Consider the following 22,481-nt stretch of genomic DNA (forward strand, 5'->3'; position numbering starts at 1 on the left):
ACTGATAGCGTCTTTTTTATTTAGATCAAAGAGCCAAATCATCTTGTTGTTTCAATATTCTCCCCTTCATTTATGGGTTTTATTCCTTAACCAGTACCGGCGTCACGTCCATTCCATAATCGCGAACCACCACGGTACTGGCCATTTTATCGTGCCAGCCCTGTTTTTTACGGTCAAAGGCAACCCAGATAAAGCCCAACAGCAGCACTATGGTTGAGACAAAGTAACCCAGATAGCGAATGACCGACTGTTTTAAGCTAATGGGCTGACCAGTTTTTTCATCCAGTACTTTGAGGGAAAACAGGATCTTACCCGGTGTGGCCTGCATTTTGACCCAAAACCAGATGGTGGCTACTATCGGCAATAGCCATGAAATAATGACTTCGCCAACGCCCAGAAAATCACCATTTTGGGCAGCCTGCCAGTAAGTATCAACACCGTAATACATAATCAGCAAGGGAATGGTGATCAGCAGTATTAACACTGTATCCACTAACAACGCCCCTAACCGCACCCAAAACCCTGCATATTGATAACGCCCGCTCATCATTATTTTCCTATTATTTCAGCTATTGAGTCTGACGAAATTATGCGATTATTGCACCTTGTTTTAAAACAGATATTTGTTATTTGATGCCGCCTTTTTCCCTGTTTAAAGATTTTTCCATTTCGGCACTGGTGGCTGGTTTTGTCACAGTACTGGTTGGCTTTACCAGCTCGGCTGTGCTGGTGTTTCAGGCGGCACAAAGCTTTGCAGCCACACCGGAGCAAATGGGTTCATGGCTGTGGGCGCTAGGAGTTGGCATTGGCCTGTCCAGCATCGTGTTATCACTGTATTATAAAATTCCGGTGGCCACCGCATGGTCTACGCCGGGGGCTGCCATTTTAATTGCCGGAGCCAATGGATTTAATATCCATCAGGCAACCGGGGCTTTTCTGGTGGCTGGTGTGCTGGTTGCCATTGCAGGTTTTTCTGGCTGGTTTGAACGTGCTTTAAAACATATTCCAGTAAGCCTTGCAGCGGCCATGCTGGCAGGAATTTTGCTGCAATTCGGCCTAAATGTATTTACGGCCCTGCAAGATAATACCCTGCTGGTGTTAACCATGCTGCTGTTTTATTTGCTGGCCAAGCGCCTGCTGCCACGCTATGCCATTTTGCTGGCGCTGGTGGTAGGCATTGGCATTAGCCTGATGCAGGGTGAGCTGCACAGTACACAGGTTGCGCTACAACTTACCACGCCAGTCTGGATTCAGCCCCAATGGTCGTTGCAGGCGATTATCAGTCTGGCCCTGCCCTTGTTTGTGGTGACCCTAGCTTCGCAAAACCTGCCCGGCATTGCCATGATTCAGGCTGCTGGCTATCGCTCGCCCACATCATCAGCAGTAGGCTGGACAGGTACTACCACGATCCTGTTGGCGCCTTTTGGCGCTTTTACCATTAATCTGGCGGCCATTAGCGCGGCCATTTCATTGGGGCCAGAAGCTCATCCCAATCCTGCCAGACGCTATGTAGCTGCTGTATTTGCCGGCATATTTTATCTGCTGATTGGCCTGTTTGGCGCCACCGTGACCACACTATTTCTGGCTTTCCCAAAGGCGCTGGTATTTGCCATTGCTGGGCTTGCCCTGTTTGGCACCATTGCCTCCAGTCTGGCCAATGCACTGGCTGTAGACCGTGAGCGTGAAGCTGCCCTGATTACTTTTCTGGTCACGGCATCCGGTTTGTCACTGGGGGGTATTGGTTCGGCATTCTGGGGCCTGATGGCGGGTATTATTAGCCTGCTGATTTTAAATGCAGGCAAGTTTAGCAAGGCCATTTAAATTCTTTTCAATCCGCAGCAATCAGACTAGAGCTTAACCGCTGGGCTTTCCTCTGAGTAAAAAAACCTGCCGGAACACAATGCACAGCGCATAAAAAATCCCGATGGCCAAGGTCACATGGCCTACATTGCCCCACAATGGAAACAGTAGGATTAATAGCACTGTCATGGGATGCCAGAGTTTGTACCAGCCATAGTCAGTTTGCAGGTCATGAATCAACCACACCACCAGACTATAAATACTCAAGGGAATAGCAATGGCATATTCGGCCTGCTGGGCACTAATTTTGGAATGACCGGTAATTACATCCACGCCCGCGGCAAGCCCGGCACCAATGGCAGCAATACTCAGGAAAATAAAAAAATGACCATAACCCCAATAAAAAGCCTTGTTGGAACTGGTCAGTATTTCCGGAGCCTGACGGGCAAAATAACTCCACCAGACACTAAACATCATAATCATGCCACCAACCGTCAGGCAGATGAGTTGATTATCAATACTGATCTTGGGGTCTGCAATGGCAGTATGAATGGCTGTAAATGAAGCCATGATCGTTTCACCCAGTACAATAATGGTTAAAAGACCATAACGCTCGGCCATATGTTCCGGATGCCATGTGGTGGCATTGGCTTTTTCGGCCCAGATTGGTACACACATTTCCATAAAAGCCAGCGCCACAAACTCTAGCTGAGTAAACGTTACCAGCTTTAGCTGATAGATAATCCAGCCCATTTGCACCAGCACAATACCCTTGGCATAGCGAAATGCAGTCTTGCGGCGTTTAGGGTCAGCAAAACCGGCGCGCAGCCACTGCATGACCAGTCCAAAACGCATAATCAGGTAACCCAGCACACACACCGAAAAATCATGATCGGTAAAAACCTGATTCACACCAGCAGCCAGCACCAGTGAGCCGATAATCTGCATAAAGGTAATTAGCCGATAGGCAATGTCATCATTGTCATAGGCCGAGGCAAACCAGGTAAAGTTCATCCATGCCCACCAGATGGTAAAAAACACCATGATATATAGCGGCAATACCTCTGCAACATGATGCTCACTTAAACCATGGTGCAACTGGCTACTCGCAATGGAAATAGCCACCACAAACACCAGATCAAACAGTAGCTCCAATGGGGTCGCCCCGCGATTTTGTTCCGAAGGCTCACGCGGTTCCATGGACTTTAGCCAGCTATCCGCCGAGCGCTCAAGTTCAATGTCGTTATCCTGCTGGCTACCGTTATGATGCATGAATGATCTTCAATTTTTTTAAAATAATCTTTTGAAGATAAACCGGCGCAGGCCTGCTATATCGTTGAGTTCTTGTGCTTTTATAGCGGTATTTTTATAAAAAAGGCTTATACCGAAGCATAAGCCTTTCCAGTTTTTTAGCAGCAGGGGGTTTAAGCACCCTATCTGCTATTGGCGCTGCATTAACCAGCCTTTAGCAGGTTATTCAGGGTTTCACAAACACTGCTGGAACTCACCTGTCCCTTAAGCGCTTGCAGGATAGTTCTGGCCTCGCTACGCATAGGTTCAGCCAGTGTGTACCAGCGGCTTAGCAATTGCAGAATGCGTGAACCCAGCACCGGATTTTGCTGATCCAGCCGCTTGGCAATTTCGGTATAAAACTGCATGCCTTCTTGTGTCCAGACCAATATAGGATTACCCGCAAAATGGCCAGTCACTGAGCGGATGCGGTTCGGTGTACTCCAGTCAAAATCCTGATGCTGCATCAGTTGACGGGCTAGCTGTACATTGCCTTTCGGGTTGCCTGCCTGCACCGCAAACCATTGATCCAGTGCCAGGTCTTCATGCTTAAAGCGCTTGTAAAAGTCCTCCAGTCGGGCTTGCGCATCGGGTGCGTTATTCCAGACCAGTTGACGCAGTGCCCCAAGCCGTTCAGTCATGCACACTGCATTGTCATACTGCTGGCTAGCCCAATCTAGTGCCCCTTCAACATTGGCACGCACGGCAAAGCCCAGCACCACATTGCGGTAGGCCCGTTTACCCATTTCCACGCTGTTGTCTTCAAAGGCAACAATTGGGAGCGCCTGATAAGCCTGTGCCCAATAAGTTTTTAGCTTATCAGCCAGCGCTTTTAGCAATACTTCACGTTTTTCATGGACTTCAGCAGGATTAAAATTCTGGTCAATGCGGCTGGCCAGATAACTCTCCGATGGAATATCCAGTAAACGCGACGCCAACAAAGCATCTGTGTCAGCTACTTGTGGTAGAGCCTGCGCAATGGCATCCAGATAAACTGCCGGATCATGACCTTGCAGTAAAATCCGTTCTAGCAGCATCTGGGCCGCCTGCCACTGGTTAAACCCATTGGTTTCATTGGCCAGCAAAAATGCCAGGTCTTCATCACTATACGCAAAATCCAGTAGCACCGGCGCGGAAAAGTTGCGCAGTAGTGAAACCACGGGTTCTGTATGAATCTGCTCAAACACAATAGTCTGCTCAGCCTGATCCAGCACAAACAAGCCATCTTTAACCCCGTTTTGCTGCAAGGCGTTGCCCTGTAACTGCAGTTGTTCACCTGTATTTTTATCAAACAGGGCAACACCAACCGGTATAGGCAATGCTTGCGGCTCTGGATAATTAGGCCGCTTTGCCGTGCTCTGGCTTAACTTCAGGGTGTAAGTTTTGGCGCTGGCATCATAATGACCCGTGCCTTTTACACACGGCGTACCCGGCTGGCTGTACCACGGTAAAAAGTGATGCAGGTCAACACCGGAGCCGTCACTCAGGCTATCCACCAGATCCTCAACAGTAACCGCCTGCCCATCATGGCGACGGAAATATTCATCAGTGCCCTGACGGAACTTTTCTGGCCCCAGCAGGTTTGCCATCATGCGGGCGATTTCAGCCCCCTTGTCATACACTGTGGCGGTATAAAAATTGTTGATTTCCACAAAATGATCAGGACGCGGCGGATGCGACAGCGGCCCGGCATCTTCTGCAAACTGCACCGATTTTAAGCTGGACACATCGTCAATGCGCTGCACGGCGGCAGATTGCAGGGTTTCTGAAAAACTCTGGTCACGAAATACCGTAAAACCTTCTTTTAGGCACAACTGGAACCAGTCGCGGCAGGTAATGCGATTGCCGGTCCAGTTATGAAAATACTCATGCGCAATGGTGGATTTCACATAAAACATGGCCGGGTCAGTGGTAATTTCAGGGTCAGCCAGCACACAAACGGTATTAAAAATATTCAGGCCCTTGTTTTCCATCGCCCCCATATTGAACTGGCTTACCGCAACAATCATATAATTATCCAGATCATACGGACGGCCATACACGTCTTCATCCCATTTCATGGAATCTTTCAGCGCCTGCATGGCCACATGACACTTGGGCAAATCCTGCGCCAATGCATAAATTTCCAGCGCAACCTTGCGGCCTTCCATGGTAATAAAGCTATCCTTAAGAACAGCCAGATCACCAATAACGGCGGCAAACAGGTAGCTGGGCTTTTTGGTAGGGTCATGCCAGATAGCAAAATGCCGATTGTCAGGCAAATCACCTTTTTCCACCAGATTGCCGTTGGCCAGTAAGGTTGGATATTTTTTATCGGCTTCAATGCGGGTAGTAAATACAGTTAGAACGTCCGGGCGGTCTGGAAAAAAGGTAATCTTGCGAAACCCTTCCGGCTCATTCTGGGTTACAAACAGGTTACCAGCCTGATATAGCCCTTCAAGCTGGGTATTGCTTTCCGGATGAATTTTAACGCTAATACTAAACTCTGCCTGATCCGGTGCATTTTTAATAATCAGTTGCTCAGGGTCTATATTGTAATCGTCTGGCGTTAAAACATTGCCATTAAGGCTAATATTCAGCAACTCCAGATCACGCCCGCACAGGGTCAAATCACCGCTGGTCAGACGCTGCATCACCAGCTTGCTGTGCACTAGCGTGTGGTCATCATGCACCTGAATCGTCAGGTCTATACTAAGGACTTCAAAACTTGGCGGCGTATAATCTTTCAGATAAATCGTTTGATGGCTGTTTTCATTCAGCTCTGGATTGACGGCAATATTCATTCAAAAATCCTTATTGGGTATTTTACCAATGGTAAAAAAACATGGGGAAAAATATAGCGCCACTGGCTTTATTTGTAGAGGGTGTAAACCGATACTTGGGGTTAAGTTTTGTGAATACAATCAAGAGTCCTGCGCTTTTGCCCAAATTATGAACATGGGCCTGTTTATTAACCTGTCATTATCGTGCTGGCGAGTTGTTAGGACAGTTTAAGCACTATATCTTTAACGGCAAGACTGCTGTTAATAGAACGCGTTTTAGCCTTTTACATAAGCATACGCGGCTTTGCAAAACCCCTATAGTGAAAATGGCTAAACACTTTATCTTTATCATGTAAATATTTACGGTTGATTCAATTTAAGGCTGGGCTTAAGTTATGACAACTTCTGGTGACTCTTTTTCCTTTGTTCATCCCACGGCAATGACAGGCTTTGAAATGGGCGCACCGGTTTATCGCAAGGGCCGCCCTGACTATCCGCAGCAAACACAGGCATGGCTGACAGATTCTGTGGGTATTCATGGCAATAGTACGGTGGTTGATCTGGGATCCGGTACAGGCAAGTTTTTACCACAACTGCTGGCTTTAACCCGTCAGGTGCATGCGGTAGAACCCTCTCCAGCCATGCTGGGCCAATTACGCCAACAGTTTCCACAGATCAGTGCGCATCAGGCCTCGGCAGCAGCCTTGCCCTTTGCTGATCAGAGTATTGATGCGGTAATTTGCGCCCAGTCATTTCACTGGTTTGCCAATACACAGTCCTTAACTGACATTGCACGCGTGCTAAAACCCAATGGCAAGCTGGGCCTGATCTGGAATAGCCGTGATGACTCGGTAGACTGGGTTTCACGCATGGTACAACTGATTAATACCTATGAAAATGACACGCCGCGCCATCAGTCCGGTGCATGGAAAAAGGTACTGGAAAATTCCTGCTTTAGCTTAAAAGACCAGGCCATTTTTCATCATGAGCATCAGGGCAGCATTCAGGATGTAATCATCAATCGCGCGCTATCTACCAGCTTTATTGCCCAACTGGATCAAAACCAGCAAAATCACTTTGTTGATGAATTAAAAATCCTGCTGTTTCCAGATGTCAAACTGGATAACACCGAGGCCATTATCCACATGCCGTATCGAACCCATGCCTATACTTTTGAAAAAATGACTCAGGATTAATACTGGAGAAGGATTTTCTGTAAGAATGACACGTTAGACAAAGCGATCCAGCACATAGGTTTTAAACCAGCCGGGAACCTGTGCTGATTTTATTTCCAGCTCCTTGCCTTCGGTAATTTCGGCAATAAAACTATGCTGTTCTACCAAGCCAGTTTTATCATGTACCGCCAGCCTGTCAAATACCGCCGAGTTGTCAAAAATATAGGCGCGGTTGCTATAGTTAATCGCATCAATCAAATGATGCAGGGTTTTATAATAGCGGGAACGGATTTTATCTTCTGGCACCGGATGACCGCCAGTCAGCACGCGGTAATTAACGCGTGAGATATTAATTTCCGGATCAGCCGTTGCCACAAAATACAGATAGGTACGATAGCCCAGCGCTTGCGCCTGTGCCAGAAAGCGCACCTTGTCTTTGGATGACATGACTGTTTCAAAGGTAAAAGATACCTGATATTTAAGGCATTGCAGGCGCAGGAATTCCACCAGTACCGAGGCAAAATACGAATTAAACTGAATCCGGCTAAAATCAAGTGCAGTGTGATGACTCACTTTAATAAGGGGAATCGCTGCTGTCAGGCCGGCACTGGCCAGAAAATCGGACTGGTTAAAATGCGCAATCAGTTCACTGGCTTTCACATTAAATGGATAGTCTGCCAGCTCAAAAATGTGGGTTTGCCTAATTTGTTTTTCAATATCGTCGGCATTTAAATAAATGCCCAGAAGTTTTGGGTGCAGGACTTCCTTGATGACCGTGCTTTTGCCAGAACCATTTGGCCCGGCAAACATACGCAATCGCGGAATCATTTCATTCATGCGTTACTCAGGCGCGGCTAAATTTTTGCCCAATCGTAAAATGCAGCGGCTGTTCAATTTCTTTCACCAGTGATTCATGGCCGTGGGCATCAATTTCTACCAGTTGACCCTGGCGGGCAATCATTACGCGGCTACCACGCGCCAATGCAGCCTGCTGGGCTTTTTTTAGTGCTTCGCGGGCATGCTGCGGAATTTCTTCTTCAAGATGACGCAGCTCTTTTTCAGTGATGTGACTCATTTAGGTACTCTCCACTTGTAAAGTGATGTAGCGTGCAATCAAACATCAACTGGCTTATTTAACACAGTCAACAAGTCCAGCCGCCTTTACTATAGCACAAAAATACAGCACGAATTTCTGGCGGTGCTTATGCAGCTAATCAACATTTTTAACCCGATGAATATCAGCCAACTGGAATATTGGTTACCGGATAGCGTAACTGGCTTTTGGTCGGAACGGCAATAAAATATGCCAGTGTCAGTGGCCCGAGTCGGCCGGTATACATCATACAGGTGAGTAAAAACTTGCTGACATCACCGAGTTCGGGCGTAATCCCGCGCGACAAGCCTACAGTGCACACTGCTGACACCACCTCAAAGGCAATATCAATAAAACTTTTTTTGTGCTCCAGAGCAGCCAGCAAAAAGATACCCATAAAAATAATCATCATGGTAATGACGGTCAGCGCCAGGGCCTTCATGACAGTTTGCTGGCTAATGCTACGCTTTAAAATACGTACTTCTTCCTGCCGGCGCAAAAAGGTATAGGTTGAAAACAGCAGCACCACAAAAGTTCCCAGCTTGATGCCACCTGCTGTGCTTAGCGAACCACCCCCAATAAACATCAGCAATAGCATGAGCACTGTGGTGGCATCATTAAGCTCATGAATAGGCAATGTATTAAAGCCGGACGAACGCGGCACCGTGGCCTGAAACCATGCAGTAAGCATCTGGTCGCTGGTGCTGAGCTGTGCCAGTGTGGCGGGGTTACGGGCTTCGAGTAGCCATACCAGCAAAAATGCCACCACATTGATGATCAGTGTAGCAATCAGCACAATTCTGGTGTTGGGTGACAACAAGTTCCACTTTCTGTGCTGGCGCACATCCATGAGCACCACAAAGCCAATCCCACCAATAATAAACAGGCCGCTAATGATAAAATTAATGGCTGTATGATGGGCAAAACTCATTAGGCTATCGGGAAACAGGGCAAAACCGGCATTATTAAAAGCTGAAATACAGTGAAAAAATGCCAGATATGCCGATTGTCCCCAGCCAAACTGGCCTTGCCATGCCAGCGTCAGCAATACAAAACCAATTAGCTCAAAAAAAAGGCTGTAAATAACCACTGCCCGCGCCACTTGCCCTACTCTGGCCAGACTGGTTTGCCCTAGGGCTTCCTGTGCCAGCAACTGTTGCCCCAACCCCATCTTTGAGCGAAGGCTTAATGCAGCCACTACAGCAAAGGTCATAAAGCCAAGGCCACCCAGCTGGATCAGAAGTGCAACAATGAGCTGGCCTGCCAGATTAAAACTACTGCCAATATCAATGGCGCTGAGACCGGTAATAGTCACTGCCGAGCTGGCAGTAAACCATGCATCCATCCATGAAATGGAATGATGGCTCACAAAAGGCAGCTTAAGCAGTAGAGTACCAATAATGATCAGACTCAAGAAGCCAACCGCCAAAACTATGGGAGGGCTTAAATCAATGGTAAAGCGGTTAAATACTTTCAAACCTGTGCCATGCCTCTTATGAATGTCGCCTGTTTTAGATTATGTGCAAACTTATGGTTGCGCATGGTTTTTCCAGCTCGCCAGCCATTGTTCCTGAGCCTGTCAAAGCACACCAATCCGCTTTTAACCTCTTCCCTGAGCGTGCTGATATAGCTCGACAAGCTCACAGACGCTCATTGAGCGTATCGACATAGCCGAAGGCAAGATCATCAAAAGAAGTCTAATTAGTCATTTTCAAATTTGCGGGCCAGCCGGTTAAGCTCATTAATATGCCCTTCCAGTACCATAATATCGTTCTGCATCAGCATGAGTCCTGCATCCACATCCTTGATAATCTTGCCCTGCCGCTTGATCATTAGCAGCCGTACGGGTGCATACGCTGCTATTAACTGGGCTGCATTCACCTGATGCAACTGGCTTTTTACCTCAACCGATACGATAAAATGCTGGTCTCCCAGCGACATGTACTGGTCTACCATTGGATAATTCAGTGCCTGTGCCACCCGGATGCCCATTTGCTCCTCAGGGTGAATAATGCGGGTTACTTGCAAATGGGACAAAATCATATGGTGCGCATCGGTTTTAGCCTTCACCAGAATCTGTTTGACCCCAAGATTTTTTAAATGCACCACACACAAAATACTGGCTTCAATATCTTCGCCAATGGCCACCACCACGGCATCACAGTTCTGGATATTCAACTCTTTGAGCACCTGCTCATCAGTTGCATCTGCAATCGCAGCAAAAGTAATCACAGATGCCATGCGGTTAACATGCTTGGCTTCCCTGTCAATCCCAATCACTTCATGCTTCAGGCGCATCAGCTCGCGCGCGGTTGATCCGCCAAAACTACCCAGTCCAATAATTGCAAATTGCGCCATGTGCCTGTTTTAATCCTTGTTTTAAAAGCTATTGTAATGAATCAAGCTAAAAACGAACCACCAGTTCATAGCCACTAAACTTGCGAATATTTAATACGCCGGTATCCAGTAGCAGATATTGTCCCTTAATGCCATTTAATCGCCCTTTAATCAGTGGCGTTTTATCAAAATTATGTGTACTCACTTTAACAGGATATTTTTCTACCGGATAAACAAACTCACGTACCACTTCATCCTGCAACAATTCTACCTGTTCAGGATAAGCATGCTGGAGTTTGAGTAAGTCGGCTTCATAACGGTTAAAAATATCATCACGTATCTGAAGCAGGTTAAGCGGCTCAGCCTCGCCTTTAAGCAGCTTGCGCCAGTCAGTTTTATCTGACATATGCTGCGCCAGCAACACTTCCACCACACCGGATAAAAAACGGCTCTGGGTTTGAAAAATGGGAATGGCCTGTGTTGCACCCTGATCCAGCCAGCGGGTTGGCATCTGGTTATGCCGGGTAATGCCTACTTTTAGCCCACTGGAATTGGCCAGATACACAATATGGGCGTTAAAACATACTTTTTCAGCCCAGTCCGGCTCGCGGCAAGTGCCTAAATGATGATGACAGGTTTCCGGCTTCATCATGCACAAGTCGCAAGATGCCTTGGTACTAAAGCATTTATAGCAATGGCCCTGCGCAAATGACTTACTGGTTTTGGAGCCACAGGATACACAGGTAATTTTGCCAGTCCATTGTAATTCCACCGAATTACCCACCAGTTGCGTAAAGGGCGATTCAAATGGATTTAAAACCAGATTATACTCAACCGCTGCTGCCATAGCGCCAGTGCTGGTGGGTAATGCCTGACCCAGCTTGGCACGCATTTTATGGCAAATGCCCTGATATTCCATTGTTAAAAACTTCTTTGATTGAGTTAAGGATAAGCCGTGACAGACTGGCCAGTAGATATTTTGCCGTTAATTCATCGCCTGGCACAGGAAAAACCCATTGCCCAGGGATTGTTAATTGGTAAGCACCAAACCACGCCACACTGGCCGGGCGAATGGCAGTCCATTGCCTTGCATGAGCTGGAAACACTGGCATTTACGCGGCGCTATGATCTGGCTGTCATTGCATTGTATCGCAGTTATTATGAAGATAATTTAACAGCAAACAACCCTGAACTGCCCACAAATCATTCAGATAGTCCAAATGCCTGCAAAAACCAGCAGGTACTGGCACAAGGCATTACCCGCCTGCGTGACCTGCTGGCAAGACGTGTGCTGGTGCTGGCCAGTCCCGAGTTTGCTGCAACCCTGCACGCGCTGGGCTTTAGCCAGATTGAACAGTTGCCACAAAATCTGGTGATCTGGCAGTTTAATATTTTGTCCTATAAGCAAGTGCCGGACTGGCTTAACTCCAAATACTGGGCTAACCCGGAAAACTGGAATAAATATCGCTGGTAAAACTACCGGATATAACGCCAAAAACCACACGTAAGAAAATCCAGAACCGCGAAATTTTGCAGTTGTGCTGCAATTGCAATTCCCGACCAAATTGCGCCTATGCTAAACTTGTAGCCATGATTACACTTTTCATTTTTTCCAATTAAATCAGGTTAAACCTAACAACGCATTTGCGTGTTTAAGGTACTGTTTGTCAAGATTTCAGGAGCTCAACCATGGCTGGACATTCCAAATGGGCCAACATCAAACATCGTAAGGCACGTGTAGATGCCTCACGCGGTAAGTTATTCACCAAGTACATCCGTGAACTGGTGAGTGCCGCCAAACAGGGTGATCCTGATCCCGCCAAAAACCCGCGCCTGCGTGCTGTGGTAGAAAAAGCGCTCTCGGTGAACATGACCCGTGACACCATTAACCGTGCCATTCAGCGTGGTAACGGCAATGAAGAAAACGATAACCTGAAAGAAATCACCTATGAAGGTTATGGCGTTGGTGGTGTCGCGGTACTGGTTGAAACCATGACCGACAACATCAACCGTACCGTGCCGGACGTGCGTCACTGCTTTACCAAAACTGGTGGCAATCTGGGCACATCCGGCTCAGTGGCTTACCTGTTTACCAAGCGTGGTGAAATCCGTTTTGACGATGTGGCGCTGGAAGACAAAATCATGGAAGTGGCACTGGAAGCAGGTGCTGAGGACATTGATGTCAGCGAAGATGGGATTCTGGTTATTACCACTCCGGAAAGCTTTGGTGATGTACAGGATGCGCTAGCGAACGCGGGCCTGAAGTCCGACAATGCCGAAGTCACCATGCATCCCTCGACACAGGCTGATATTACTGACCCGGACATGGCCAAGCAAATTATCAAAATGATCGACATGCTGGAAGAACTGGACGATGTGCAAAACGTCTATACCAATGCCAATATTTCTGATGACGCCATGGCCGCGCTAGACGGTTAAAACCAGTTGCTCATTCTGCTTACTCAAGCATAAAAAAGCGTGGTTTAGGCCACGCTTTTTTTATTAAACTTCTTTCAAAAGCATAATTCCTAAGCCTGTCGAAGGACGGTCATTGAGCATTTGACCAAGCTCATACCGAGGACTTGTCGAAATGGTCGAAGGCAATGTGATGACTTGGGAAAGAAGTTTATTTATGATTTGAAGCTGATTAATCAGCACCCTCATCGACAGGATCAGCCATTTCCCACATTTCAACTTCCGTACTGTTTTCAATCAAATGCATAGCCGCTGCAAAATCACAATGCGGCTGAATATTAACCACAAAAAATGTACTGCCATTGCCCTCATAACCACAATGAAGTGCTCTAAGCTGAGTTAAAACCTGTGCTGCTTCATCTGACTTCTGAATTGAATTTTTTAAAAAGATACGCGCAGTTCGATGACCTGACTTTTGAATAACTTTGGTAAAATAAGGCCGTGAATCATCCTCATATTCAGCCGAAGGCTTGGCCTCAAAAATATCATCATAAGACAGGCCATAAAAAAAGAAGGGAAAGTTTTTAAGCTGATAATGATGATTGCCCAAGTCCAGCGCCCATGGTGATTCTGTGTCTGCCTCATCGCTGTCTTCATATTCCTGTACCAGCACCACCTTAACCAGTTTTTCCTGTAATGCATCCTCGCTCATATGATTTGATTCCTTCTGGATCATACTTTATTAAATGATAGTTTATCACTTTAATTTTTATTTAAAACAATTGCTTAATGCAATATTTTAAGGTGAAAAATCAGGTTGTAACATGATTACCGCAACGCCTAAAGTAACAATTAATGCCCCTATAATATCCCATACTGTTAAATGGACGCGATCTAACAAAAATAGCCAGCATAAAGCCACTGCAATATAAACCCCACCATAAGCAGCATATACCCTTCCTGCCGCCGCTGGATGCAAGGTCAATAACCAGACAAATGCCATTAAACTCAATATTGCCGGAATAAATAAATAAGCAGACTTGTTTTGCTTTAATACCAGATAAGGCAAATAACAGCCGATAATTTCCGCCAATGCAGTAAGAACATACAGGCCAAAGGTTTTTAAAATAAACATGCGTTTTGTCGCTCTGTAAAATTTTAATAAAGTTCGCTCGAAAGCATGATTTCAACCTGTTCCCTAAGCCTTAGTTCGACCAGTTCACTAACCATAATTCGACGAGCTCACTAACCATCAAAAACAGTTCCAGAGCCTATTGAAATCGTTAAAGGCAAGATATTCGCTGATCAAAACAATCAAATATAAAAAAACCAGCGTTATGCTGGTTTTTTTACAATAAGGATTAAGCGGGCTCTGCGGTCTGGTCTTCAACTTCCAGAATCAGACCAGTTACGCCATCCTCCTTGTCACCAACCGACACATGTACAAAACCACCATTTTCGGCCAGTGAACCAAACAGGATCATTTCGGCCAATGGCTTTTTCAGCTCATCCTGAATCAGGCGCTGCATTGGACGCGCACCCATGTACTGGTCATAGCCACGCTCACCCAGCCATTTTCTGGCGTCATCATCCACTTCAAGCACCACTTTCTTGTCATCAAGCTGGGCCTGAAGTTCAATCAGGAACTTATCAACTACCGAATCAATAATGCTTGCTGGCAGTGGTTTAAACTGAATAATGCCATCCAGACGGTTGCGGAACTCTGGTGAGAATGCCCGTTTCATGGCTTCCTTGTTGTCATTGCTATGATCCTGCATGGTAAAACCAATGCTGGCACGGGCAATACTTTCGGCACCAATATTAGTCGTCATTACCAGAATCACATGACGGAAATCACTCTTGCGACCATTGTTATCAGTCAGTGTGCCATGATCCATTACCTGCAACAGGATATTGAACACATCCGGATGGGCTTTTTCAATTTCATCCAGCAACAATACACAATGCGGCTGCTTGTTAATGGCATCGGTGAGCAAACCACCCTGATCAAAACCTACATATCCCGGCGGCGCACCAATCAGGCGAGACACCGTATGCCGTTCCATGTACTCAGACATATCAAAGCGTACCAGTTCAATACCCAGCAAGCGGGCCAGCTGACGGGTTACTTCTGTTTTACCCACGCCAGTTGGGCCGGCAAACATAAAACAGCCTACCGGTTTTTCGGGCGCTTTTAAGCCAGCACGCGACAGCTTGATTGCTGAAGCCAGTGTACTAATGGCTTCATCCTGCCCAAATACCACGCGCTTGAGGTCACGTTCCAGATGCTCAAGTGTACTCTTGTCATCCTTGGAAACAGTCTTGGGCGGAATACGGGCAATACGGGCCACAATGTCTTCAATTTCCGGTACAGCAATCACCTTGTCACTCTCTGGCAATAAACGCTGACGGGCACCGGCTTCATCAATCACATCAATGGCTTTATCCGGCAGGAAACGCTCATGAATATGCTTGGCCGACAGTTCAGCCGCCGAGGTTAATGCAGCATCGGTATAGCTTACCCCATGAAACTCCTCAAAGCGGCTACGCAGGCCACGCAGAATTTCAATCGTATCCTGTACACTCGGTTCGTTCACATCAATTTTCTGGAAACGACGTGACAGTGCATGGTCTTTTTCAAAGACAGAGCGATACTCGGTATAGGTGGTAGAGCCAATGCAGCGCAGGCTACCATTGGCCAGTGCAGGCTTGATCAGGTTGGATGCATCCATGGTGCTACCCATGCTGGAACCAGCACCGATAATCATATGAATTTCATCAATAAACAGAATGGCATTCGGCTTTTTCTTTAAAGCCATTAGCAACTGCTTGATGCGTTTTTCAAAATCGCCACGGTATTTAGTGCCTGCAACCAGCGCGCCAATATCAAGGCTGAAAATTTCAGCATCGTGCAACGGTTCAGGCGCTTTCTGGTTAACAATCAACCAGGCCAGCCCTTCTGCAATGGATGTCTTGCCCACACCAGGATCACCCACCAGCAGCGGATTATTCTTACGGCGACGGCACAGAATCTGGGCTGTCCGCTCAATTTCCTTTTCACGGCCAATCAGTGGATCGGTACGGCCTTTTTGCGCTTCCTTGTTCAGGTTAACCGCATAAAGCTCAAGTGGCCCCTGAGCGCGCTTAATACCGCCCTCTTCGCCATCTTCCTTGCCTTCATCATCAGACAATTCTTCTTCATTGAGGTTCATTTCTTCATCTTTACGTGTACCGTGTGACAGGTACTGCGTGAGATCAAGACGATTAATCTGCTGTTTTTTCAACAAGTAAACGGCAAAGCTGTCGCGCTCGGAATACATGGCGACCAGCACATCTGCGCCTTCAACCGGACGGTCACCACCGCCGGAAGACTGCACATGGAAAATGGCGCGTTGCAAAATACGATCAAAGCTTTCGGTTGGATGTGGAGCCTGATCATTATTCTCGCCAAGTTTTGGCGTATGTTGCTCAACGTAATCTTCTAGCTCGCGTCTTAAGCTGGCAATGTCTGCACCACAGGCTTTTAATGCACTGACTGCTGAATCATTTTCCAGCAGCGATAACAGCAGATGCTCTACCGTTAAAAACTCATGGCGTTTTTGGCGCGCCATACTGACGGCCAAGCGTAACGATACTTCTAGATGACGACTGAGCATGTTGACCTCTATTCTGGTTGCGGCTCGATCTGGCAAAGTAAGGGATGGCCTTGCGAGCGAGCATAGTTGTTCACCTGCTGTGCCTTGGTCTCGGCAATATCACGGGGATAAATGCCTGCAACCCCTTTACCTCTATAATGCACAGTTAGCATTACCTCGGTAGCGCGGTCAAGATCAAGAGCAAAATAAAGTTGTAATATTTCTATTACAAACTCCATGGGGGTATAGTCATCATTAAACAAGACCACCGCATAAAAAGGCGGTTTTTTTAGCTGTGGCGGCGCGGTCATAACATCAAGGTTGTCCTGTGAACCCTCCTGATGCTGATCGTCATTTTCATCAATCGCTTTTATCGTGCACGGATAGCGAGTTAACTGCTGAGTACCCAAATTTTCCTCAAATGCAGGTAAATGCCAGTCCACCAGCCCCTGTTGCAAGAATGCCTGCTTACTGTCACGTAAATTTTTGGCACGCAACTTATTTTTGGAGCTACGCAAAACGTCGCGCTGCGCTTTGCTGCGTGATGAGCGTCTGAACAGTTTTTGCGCATCCAGCATTAATCGAACCTCATTGATACAGATAAAGTTAAGTTAACAGCATCAGGTTGCTGTTTAGTCGGCATTGGCTTCAGTCTGCGGAATTTCAGACAAAATTGCAGGCATGTCCTTAACAGGTGCACCACGTTCCCATGCATAGCGTTTAATGACCGGACTGCCATTGCCCTGAAGACGAACTTCAATAAATTCCGGGGTAAAACCGGAAGGCATAGTCCAGCGACCTGTCAGGCGCTGAAAACTGTCAAAACCATAGGAATTGTCAGACATGGGCACAACCAGAATATTGTTGTTATCACCAATCAGGCGAATCTGGGCAGTACCGCTGGCTCTACGTTTATTGGGTTGCAACTGCATTAAATCAAGACGGTATTCATATGCCCTTTCTGGAAGGGGCTTAATATCAACATTTTGTACCGTTAGTGCCACACCACCACGCAAGCGCAGGATTTCACGATAAATATCGCGCTGCTGTTCGGCCTGTTCACGCAGGTCAGTTTCCTTACGGTAGCTTTCGGTAATTTCCTTGAGATTGGTCAGTGCAACATCACGCTCCTGAACCGTCGTGTTCAGCGTGGTATTTAAAATATTGATTTCCTGCTTTTGCTCTTGCACCACTTCATTGAGTTGCTCTGCATCTGCTGCAAATCCAACCGCTGTTAAACCCTGCTGGTGGCCAATTGAATAGCCCAGTATCAGGCTGCCGCCACCAACAATGATTCCCCCCAGTACAATCGGTAAATTTGAATGGATAAACCGTTTAAAAGTAGAAGGCGATTTGCGTTCTATTGTTAGAGGTTGCTCTACATCACTCATCTTGGAATTACTCAATAGTTCAGCAAAAACAGGGTTAGACAAAAACAACAGCAGGCATTGAAACGCGTTATGCAGCGCTGATCAATGCCTGTTTGTAAAAAATGATGTTCCAGCAAACAAGAAAATCTACAGTGATTCAAAAGCTTTAGGGCTTAAATTTTTATTTAAGACCACTGGATGAAGCTTCCTAATCAAGGCAATAAAGGCACCACTTCCAGACCGGTAGTCTCAGGCAGGCCAAACATCAGGTTCATATTTTGCACAGCCTGACCGGATGCACCTTTCACCAGATTGTCCTGTACCACCAAGATAACCAGTGTATCACCATCGTTCGGGCGATATAGGGCAATACGCAACTGGTTGGCCCCACGCACTGAACGGGTTTCTGGCAGGCTGCCTGCCGGCATCACATCAACAAAAAACTCATTGGCATACGCTGTTTCAAACAGGGTTTGCAAGTCAGTCTGCTTGCCTTGCTCAGTGAGTTTCAGGTACATGGTGGTAAACATACCCCGAATCATGGGCACCAGATGCGGCACAAAAATCATCTGGTCAAACCAGCCTTTTTGCTGCCCCATGGCATCCAGTCCCTGCACAATTTCCGGATGATGACGATGCCCTTTAACCCCATAAGCCTTAAAGTTGTCTGATGCCTCTGAGAACAGCAAGCTGGTTTCTGCCTTGCGACCTGCGCCTGACACACCGGATTTTGCGTCCACAATCAAGGTATCAAACTGAACCAATTGCTCTTGGGCTTTTAACAAAGGCAACAGGCCCAGTTGCACAGTGGTCGGATAGCAACCCGGATTGCCAATAATGCGTGCTGCTTTAATGGCTTCACGGTTAATTTCGGGCAAGCCATACACTGACTCTGCCAGCAAATCCGGGCAAGCATGCGGCATGCCGTACCATTTTTCAAATTCTGCGGTATTTTTCAGGCGAAAATCAGCAGCCAGATCAATGACTTTTACCCCAGCCTCTACCAGATCACGTGCCTGCTTCATGGCAACGCCATGCGGAGTGGCAAAAAACACCACATCACACTGATTGAGAACATCCTGATCCACATTGGAAAACTCAAGGTCAGTGAGACCACGCAAACTGGGAAACATGGCATCAACACGCATGCCAGCTTCTGTACGCGAAGTGAGTGCCTTGATTTGTACATGCGGGTGGCGCAGTAAAATCCGAACGAGTTCAACACCTGTATAGCCTGTTCCACCTACAATACCAACCGAGATCATTCAATCACTCCACATGCAAATCTGACGGCGTATAGTATGACAGGAAGATTGTCCCGACAAAACTACCGATTGTTGTAGACGTATGGCTTTTTTTGTTCTTAAATAGCGGCTAGGACAAAAGACACAATAACTCAGGAGCGCGTGGATGCCCTCGTTATCACCTCATTCTTTCTCAGTAAAGCATGGCTTAGCAAAGCACCGTTTAACCAGACTTGGTCAGGCTATTATTTTGGGCCTTGGTTCTGCTTTATTATTTACTGGCTGTGGCGGCGATTCGCCAACTACCCGTACTAATACCGATGACGGCGCAGAAACGCCTGAAACCACTTATAAGCTTACTGTAACCTCACCGGTCAAACTACAAAATGCAGTAGTACGAATTACAGATACGATTACTGGCAAGGAAATTGACCAGAAAACTATTAGTAGTGGTAGTGAAATAAGCTTTGACATCAAAGCATCATATGCTGATGGTGGACGTTTACTAATTGCAGAAATTTCAGGCAAAGACAATACCAGCTTTTATTTTGACCCTGCTAAAGAACAAATGGCAAGTCTGAATATGCCACTGCATGCTGTGTTTTTAATGCTGCCTATAGAAAACAGTACGATTGTTAGTCCATTTACTGAAATTGCCTATCAACGCACTTTGGTTCGTGCCAACAATCTGGATATCAGCAATCCAAATTTAAGCAAAATTGACATCAATAGCTTTGCTAGTGCCAATCGTGAAGTTTATAGTACTTTTCGGGTTAACCCTATAAAACTGGTACCTGCGATTGATAGCCTAAGCAGCTTAAGCAAATTTATTATTGATACCAAGGATGTGATTGATCCACCAAATACTACGGAAGAATACCTGAATATATTTTATGCAACGGGGCATATCAAACTCCAGCAAATAGAAAACCCTTCAGACCCTACACCATTACTCACTTTTGCCAAGCGCGCTAGTGCTGATCTACGTGATGGCAGTCTGGATGGGATGACTTTAGCTGGAGCAGGTAAAAACGGCACAGTATTTCTGGAAAATCCGATTATTAGCCAACAGATTGTTAATAATGATCCAACCTATAATAATCGTTCAGACAAGAAAGAATTACAGGTAGCCCTAGCCAGCTCTCAAAAATCAGTTCGTGAGAGTTATGCTGCACGGCTGGGTGGCGCAGAAAATGATGCTAATAAAGATCAACTCGGTGGGGCAATGGCAGCCTTATTTGCCAGACTTAACAATCCTGATGCTGCTGGCAAAGATTACTTTGCCAAAGTCGATTTTGTGACTGGATTACATTCCAGCATTAATGAAAATATCCCTTCAGTACCGCTACCTAGAAGTCTTGGTGCAGGTAATTATAAAAATGCCTTTGGCCTCGGCAATATTAAATTGACCAAAGCAGCACAAAAGATCAGGAATTCCAGTTGCAATGAAGTAAGCTTTAGCGATCCAAATGCAGAAGAAAAAGATCATATTCCTGAGTATAAAAATATTGATTGCTTAATTGGTGCTAATGCTGATGGGTCAAATAGTGGGTATTATAATGCGGTCGAGAATCTGGTAGGTACTTATACTGGTGAGAATCAATGTAAGCTGACTATTTATTTCAATGGCGATATACAACTCACAAATGGGCAAAAAACCGTTAGTAGCAGCATTAATCGCGATGAATCTGATTCCATTATCCGTCTTCAGGCAAATACACAGGATTACCTGCTCAATGTGGCATCCGCAGAGCGTAATCCACCGGAATTTGTCCAGATTCGGGTAACGAACCAGAACGTTGTATCTGCTACAGCAGGCATTGTAAATGATATTAAAGCCAAGCCATTTCCTGGAGAATCAGGCTTGGATCGGGAAGATCTGGTCTGCAAAAACTTTAAGCCTGTCTTTATCAAACCGTAATGATGACTTGATATTCGTGCGTCATTAATTGGCATACCACCATGCTGGCAGCTTAAAGTGTTTAAGCTGCTGGCGATGCTGTAAGTAGTTAGAATCCACCCTTAACATTTCCTGCCAGAACTTTGCTGAATGATTGAGTTGCCGGGTATGACATAACTCATGCAGCAAGACATAATGAACCAACTCAATTGGCAATAATAATAAAGCGGCATTTAAGCTAATAGATTTTTGGCTGGAACAACTACCCCAGCGGGTTTTGGCATGTCTTACCTGACAGCCACCATAAATAAAACCATGTTGCATAGCCAGTTGGTTTAACTGATTTGGCAAATAAATACTGGCCTGCTCGCGTACCCATGCTTTTAATAGGCTTCCTGCCTGATGGGCATTTACGCTCAACAGATTGTCCTGCACTATCATGTTTTGGCTGTGTTTTGTACTATCCAGTTGGTCTGTTTTTAAAATAATGTGATAGGTTTTGTGTAGTAGTGGCAAACTAATCTGCTCACCATTCATGGGTATTAAGCTCTTTGCAGTATGGGCATAGTTATTATTCCATGTGGTAATGAGCCATTGCTCGGATTCCTTTAAAAACGCCTGAATCTTTTTCTCGGATGTATTCGGCGGTGTTGTCAAATAGATCTGATGATGTTCAATACGTAGTTTTAGGCGACGGGCATTACTTTTTACCCGTCGCTGAATTTCAGGAAGATCATGCATCGGCACGGGCCAGCAATTTTCTACTCAGGCTTAACCGTGCGCACACCTTGATCACTGGCAATTAGTGCCAGATTGGCACCGCGCTGGGCAAAAATGCCATTGGTAACCACGCCAGGAATATTGTTGATTAAAGTTTCCATTTCAATCGGGTTTAAGATATTCAAATTAAACACGTCCAGTATGACATTACCGTTGTCAGTCACGACCCCTTCCCGATAAGCCGGATCACCGCCTAGAGCGACAATTTTACGTGCCACGCTGGAACGGGCCATGGGTATAACTTCAACCGGAATGGGAAAAGCACGGCCAAGTTGTGTAACCCATTTGGATTCATCGACAATACAGATAAACTCGCGCGCTACTGAAGCCACAATTTTCTCGCGTGTCAGGGCTGCGCCACCACCTTTAACCATATGTAAATGGCGGTCAATTTCATCTGCCCCATCAACATAGGCATCTAGGCTACCAACATGGTTAAGATCAATGACTTCAATGCCTATTGCCTTGAGGCGATCTTCCGTGGCTTTGGAGCTGGCAACGGCGGCTTCAAGCTGAAGACTTGGCAATAGGTCAATCAGGAAATTTACGGTACTGCCAGTCCCTACCCCTAAAATGCCCCCTTTGGGCAAATGTGCCAGAGCAGCTTCTGCGACAGCACGTTTTTTTTGATCCTGAGCTGACAGTATTGCCATAATTCACTCTCTTTGGTTTAAAAAATC

Annotated in this window: 21 protein-coding genes; 5 read left to right on the forward strand and 16 right to left on the reverse strand. The window is 46.3% G+C overall.

What is annotated here, in order from left to right; genetic code table 11:
* Positions 1-79 precede the first annotated feature (79 nt).
* Positions 80-547, reverse strand: coding sequence for an RDD family protein (locus BKE30_RS00355; protein ID WP_198938024.1), 468 nt, complete (start codon positions 545-547; stop codon positions 80-82).
* An 86-nt stretch (positions 548-633) separates the two neighbouring features.
* On the opposite strand from BKE30_RS00355, the gene BKE30_RS00360 reads away from it, so the two are divergent.
* Positions 634-1,821 (forward strand): benzoate/H(+) symporter BenE family transporter, encoded by a 1,188-nt coding sequence (locus BKE30_RS00360; RefSeq protein ID WP_076876681.1) that lies wholly within the window; start codon positions 634-636, stop codon positions 1,819-1,821.
* A gap of 33 nt (positions 1,822-1,854) precedes the next feature.
* Here BKE30_RS00360 and BKE30_RS00365 read toward each other — a convergent pair whose 3' ends face one another.
* Both BKE30_RS00365 and pepN read right to left on the reverse strand, forming a co-directional pair.
* Positions 1,855-3,072, reverse strand: coding sequence for a low temperature requirement protein A (locus BKE30_RS00365; RefSeq protein WP_083698369.1), 1,218 nt, complete (start codon positions 3,070-3,072; stop codon positions 1,855-1,857).
* Between the two features lie 182 nt (positions 3,073-3,254).
* Entirely contained in the window at positions 3,255-5,873 is a 2,619-nt protein-coding gene (gene pepN, locus BKE30_RS00370) for an aminopeptidase N (protein WP_076876682.1), read from the reverse strand.
* Positions 5,874-6,247: 374 nt separating this feature from the next.
* On the opposite strand from pepN, the gene BKE30_RS00375 reads away from it, so the two are divergent.
* The gene (locus BKE30_RS00375) at positions 6,248-7,048 is read left to right on the forward strand and encodes a class I SAM-dependent methyltransferase (RefSeq protein ID WP_076876683.1); all 801 of its coding nucleotides are present in this window, start codon (positions 6,248-6,250) and stop codon (positions 7,046-7,048) included.
* Positions 7,049-7,081: 33 nt separating this feature from the next.
* On the opposite strand, the gene BKE30_RS00380 is transcribed toward BKE30_RS00375, so the two are convergent.
* The 5 genes from BKE30_RS00380 to BKE30_RS00400 form a co-directional block, all read right to left on the reverse strand.
* Entirely contained in the window at positions 7,082-7,864 is a 783-nt protein-coding gene (locus BKE30_RS00380) for a zeta toxin family protein (RefSeq protein ID WP_076876684.1), read from the reverse strand.
* Between the two features lie 7 nt (positions 7,865-7,871).
* Positions 7,872-8,102, reverse strand: coding sequence for a hypothetical protein (locus BKE30_RS00385; protein ID WP_076876685.1), 231 nt, complete (start codon positions 8,100-8,102; stop codon positions 7,872-7,874).
* 163 nt (positions 8,103-8,265) lie between these two features.
* The gene (locus tag BKE30_RS00390; protein ID WP_076876686.1) at positions 8,266-9,597 is read right to left on the reverse strand and encodes a TrkH family potassium uptake protein; all 1,332 of its coding nucleotides are present in this window, start codon (positions 9,595-9,597) and stop codon (positions 8,266-8,268) included.
* Positions 9,598-9,821: 224 nt separating this feature from the next.
* Positions 9,822-10,478 carry a potassium channel family protein gene (locus tag BKE30_RS00395; protein ID WP_076876687.1) on the reverse strand — a complete coding sequence of 219 codons (657 nt, stop codon included), beginning with the start codon at positions 10,476-10,478 and terminating at the stop codon, positions 9,822-9,824.
* Positions 10,479-10,524: 46 nt separating this feature from the next.
* Positions 10,525-11,376, reverse strand: coding sequence for a DUF2797 domain-containing protein (locus BKE30_RS00400; protein WP_076876688.1), 852 nt, complete (start codon positions 11,374-11,376; stop codon positions 10,525-10,527).
* Between the two features lie 36 nt (positions 11,377-11,412).
* On the opposite strand from BKE30_RS00400, the gene BKE30_RS00405 reads away from it, so the two are divergent.
* Both BKE30_RS00405 and BKE30_RS00410 read left to right on the forward strand, forming a co-directional pair.
* A complete protein-coding gene (locus BKE30_RS00405) occupies positions 11,413-11,931 on the forward strand; it encodes a DUF6231 family protein (RefSeq protein ID WP_076876689.1) in 519 nt (172 codons plus the stop codon).
* 215 nt (positions 11,932-12,146) lie between these two features.
* The gene (locus BKE30_RS00410) at positions 12,147-12,896 is read left to right on the forward strand and encodes a YebC/PmpR family DNA-binding transcriptional regulator (RefSeq protein ID WP_076876690.1); all 750 of its coding nucleotides are present in this window, start codon (positions 12,147-12,149) and stop codon (positions 12,894-12,896) included.
* 208 nt (positions 12,897-13,104) lie between these two features.
* Here the strand turns inward: BKE30_RS00410 and BKE30_RS00415 are convergent, their stop codons facing one another.
* The 6 genes from BKE30_RS00415 to argC form a co-directional block, all read right to left on the reverse strand.
* A complete protein-coding gene (locus BKE30_RS00415; protein WP_076876691.1) occupies positions 13,105-13,584 on the reverse strand; it encodes a DUF4265 domain-containing protein in 480 nt (159 codons plus the stop codon).
* 87 nt (positions 13,585-13,671) lie between these two features.
* Positions 13,672-14,007 (reverse strand): YnfA family protein, encoded by a 336-nt coding sequence (locus tag BKE30_RS00420; RefSeq protein ID WP_076876692.1) that lies wholly within the window; start codon positions 14,005-14,007, stop codon positions 13,672-13,674.
* A gap of 226 nt (positions 14,008-14,233) precedes the next feature.
* Positions 14,234-16,528, reverse strand: coding sequence for an ATP-dependent Clp protease ATP-binding subunit ClpA (gene clpA, locus BKE30_RS00425; RefSeq protein WP_076876693.1), 2,295 nt, complete (start codon positions 16,526-16,528; stop codon positions 14,234-14,236).
* 8 nt (positions 16,529-16,536) lie between these two features.
* A complete protein-coding gene (gene clpS / locus BKE30_RS00430) occupies positions 16,537-17,025 on the reverse strand; it encodes an ATP-dependent Clp protease adapter ClpS (RefSeq protein ID WP_076876732.1) in 489 nt (162 codons plus the stop codon).
* A 114-nt stretch (positions 17,026-17,139) separates the two neighbouring features.
* Positions 17,140-17,898 carry a DUF6776 family protein gene (locus BKE30_RS00435; RefSeq protein WP_076876694.1) on the reverse strand — a complete coding sequence of 253 codons (759 nt, stop codon included), beginning with the start codon at positions 17,896-17,898 and terminating at the stop codon, positions 17,140-17,142.
* A 191-nt stretch (positions 17,899-18,089) separates the two neighbouring features.
* The gene (argC, locus tag BKE30_RS00440; protein WP_076876695.1) at positions 18,090-19,142 is read right to left on the reverse strand and encodes an N-acetyl-gamma-glutamyl-phosphate reductase; all 1,053 of its coding nucleotides are present in this window, start codon (positions 19,140-19,142) and stop codon (positions 18,090-18,092) included.
* Between the two features lie 145 nt (positions 19,143-19,287).
* Between argC and BKE30_RS00445 the strand changes: the two genes are divergently transcribed.
* Positions 19,288-21,042 carry a hypothetical protein gene (locus BKE30_RS00445; protein ID WP_076876696.1) on the forward strand — a complete coding sequence of 585 codons (1,755 nt, stop codon included), beginning with the start codon at positions 19,288-19,290 and terminating at the stop codon, positions 21,040-21,042.
* A gap of 24 nt (positions 21,043-21,066) precedes the next feature.
* Here BKE30_RS00445 and BKE30_RS00450 read toward each other — a convergent pair whose 3' ends face one another.
* Positions 21,067-21,762: a YgjP family zinc-dependent metalloprotease gene (locus tag BKE30_RS00450; RefSeq protein WP_076876697.1), complete on the reverse strand. Its 696-nt coding sequence runs from the start codon at positions 21,760-21,762 to the stop codon at positions 21,067-21,069.
* Between the two features lie 20 nt (positions 21,763-21,782).
* The gene (gene rpiA, locus BKE30_RS00455) at positions 21,783-22,454 is read right to left on the reverse strand and encodes a ribose-5-phosphate isomerase RpiA (protein ID WP_076876698.1); all 672 of its coding nucleotides are present in this window, start codon (positions 22,452-22,454) and stop codon (positions 21,783-21,785) included.
* Between the last annotated feature and the right edge of the window lie 27 nt (positions 22,455-22,481).

This window comes from Alkanindiges hydrocarboniclasticus (assembly GCF_001982605.1).
In the GTDB taxonomy this organism is placed as follows: Bacteria; Pseudomonadota; Gammaproteobacteria; order Pseudomonadales; family Moraxellaceae; genus Alkanindiges; species Alkanindiges hydrocarboniclasticus.

What these genes read in the sequence shown, in the direction of transcription:
- BKE30_RS00385 (WP_076876685.1), bottom strand. Translation starts at nt 8,102, where the DNA reads ATGAGTCACATCACTGAAAAAGAGCTGCGTCATCTTGAAGAAGAAATT.
- BKE30_RS00365 (WP_083698369.1), bottom strand. Translation starts at nt 3,072, where the DNA reads ATGCATCATAACGGTAGCCAGCAGGATAACGACATTGAACTTGAGCGC.
- BKE30_RS00435 (WP_076876694.1), bottom strand. Translation starts at nt 17,898, where the DNA reads ATGAGTGATGTAGAGCAACCTCTAACAATAGAACGCAAATCGCCTTCT.
- BKE30_RS00395 (WP_076876687.1), bottom strand. Translation starts at nt 10,478, where the DNA reads ATGGCGCAATTTGCAATTATTGGACTGGGTAGTTTTGGCGGATCAACC.
- BKE30_RS00415 (WP_076876691.1), bottom strand. Translation starts at nt 13,584, where the DNA reads ATGAGCGAGGATGCATTACAGGAAAAACTGGTTAAGGTGGTGCTGGTA.
- argC (WP_076876695.1), bottom strand. Translation starts at nt 19,142, where the DNA reads ATGATCTCGGTTGGTATTGTAGGTGGAACAGGCTATACAGGTGTTGAA.
- BKE30_RS00355 (WP_198938024.1), bottom strand. Translation starts at nt 547, where the DNA reads ATGAGCGGGCGTTATCAATATGCAGGGTTTTGGGTGCGGTTAGGGGCG.
- BKE30_RS00410 (WP_076876690.1), top strand. Translation starts at nt 12,147, where the DNA reads ATGGCTGGACATTCCAAATGGGCCAACATCAAACATCGTAAGGCACGT.
- clpA (WP_076876693.1), bottom strand. Translation starts at nt 16,528, where the DNA reads ATGCTCAGTCGTCATCTAGAAGTATCGTTACGCTTGGCCGTCAGTATG.
- BKE30_RS00420 (WP_076876692.1), bottom strand. Translation starts at nt 14,007, where the DNA reads ATGTTTATTTTAAAAACCTTTGGCCTGTATGTTCTTACTGCATTGGCG.
- BKE30_RS00445 (WP_076876696.1), top strand. Translation starts at nt 19,288, where the DNA reads ATGCCCTCGTTATCACCTCATTCTTTCTCAGTAAAGCATGGCTTAGCA.
- BKE30_RS00375 (WP_076876683.1), top strand. Translation starts at nt 6,248, where the DNA reads ATGACAACTTCTGGTGACTCTTTTTCCTTTGTTCATCCCACGGCAATG.
- pepN (WP_076876682.1), bottom strand. Translation starts at nt 5,873, where the DNA reads ATGAATATTGCCGTCAATCCAGAGCTGAATGAAAACAGCCATCAAACG.
- rpiA (WP_076876698.1), bottom strand. Translation starts at nt 22,454, where the DNA reads ATGGCAATACTGTCAGCTCAGGATCAAAAAAAACGTGCTGTCGCAGAA.
- BKE30_RS00400 (WP_076876688.1), bottom strand. Translation starts at nt 11,376, where the DNA reads ATGGAATATCAGGGCATTTGCCATAAAATGCGTGCCAAGCTGGGTCAG.
- BKE30_RS00360 (WP_076876681.1), top strand. Translation starts at nt 634, where the DNA reads ATGCCGCCTTTTTCCCTGTTTAAAGATTTTTCCATTTCGGCACTGGTG.
- BKE30_RS00380 (WP_076876684.1), bottom strand. Translation starts at nt 7,864, where the DNA reads ATGAATGAAATGATTCCGCGATTGCGTATGTTTGCCGGGCCAAATGGT.
- BKE30_RS00450 (WP_076876697.1), bottom strand. Translation starts at nt 21,762, where the DNA reads ATGCATGATCTTCCTGAAATTCAGCGACGGGTAAAAAGTAATGCCCGT.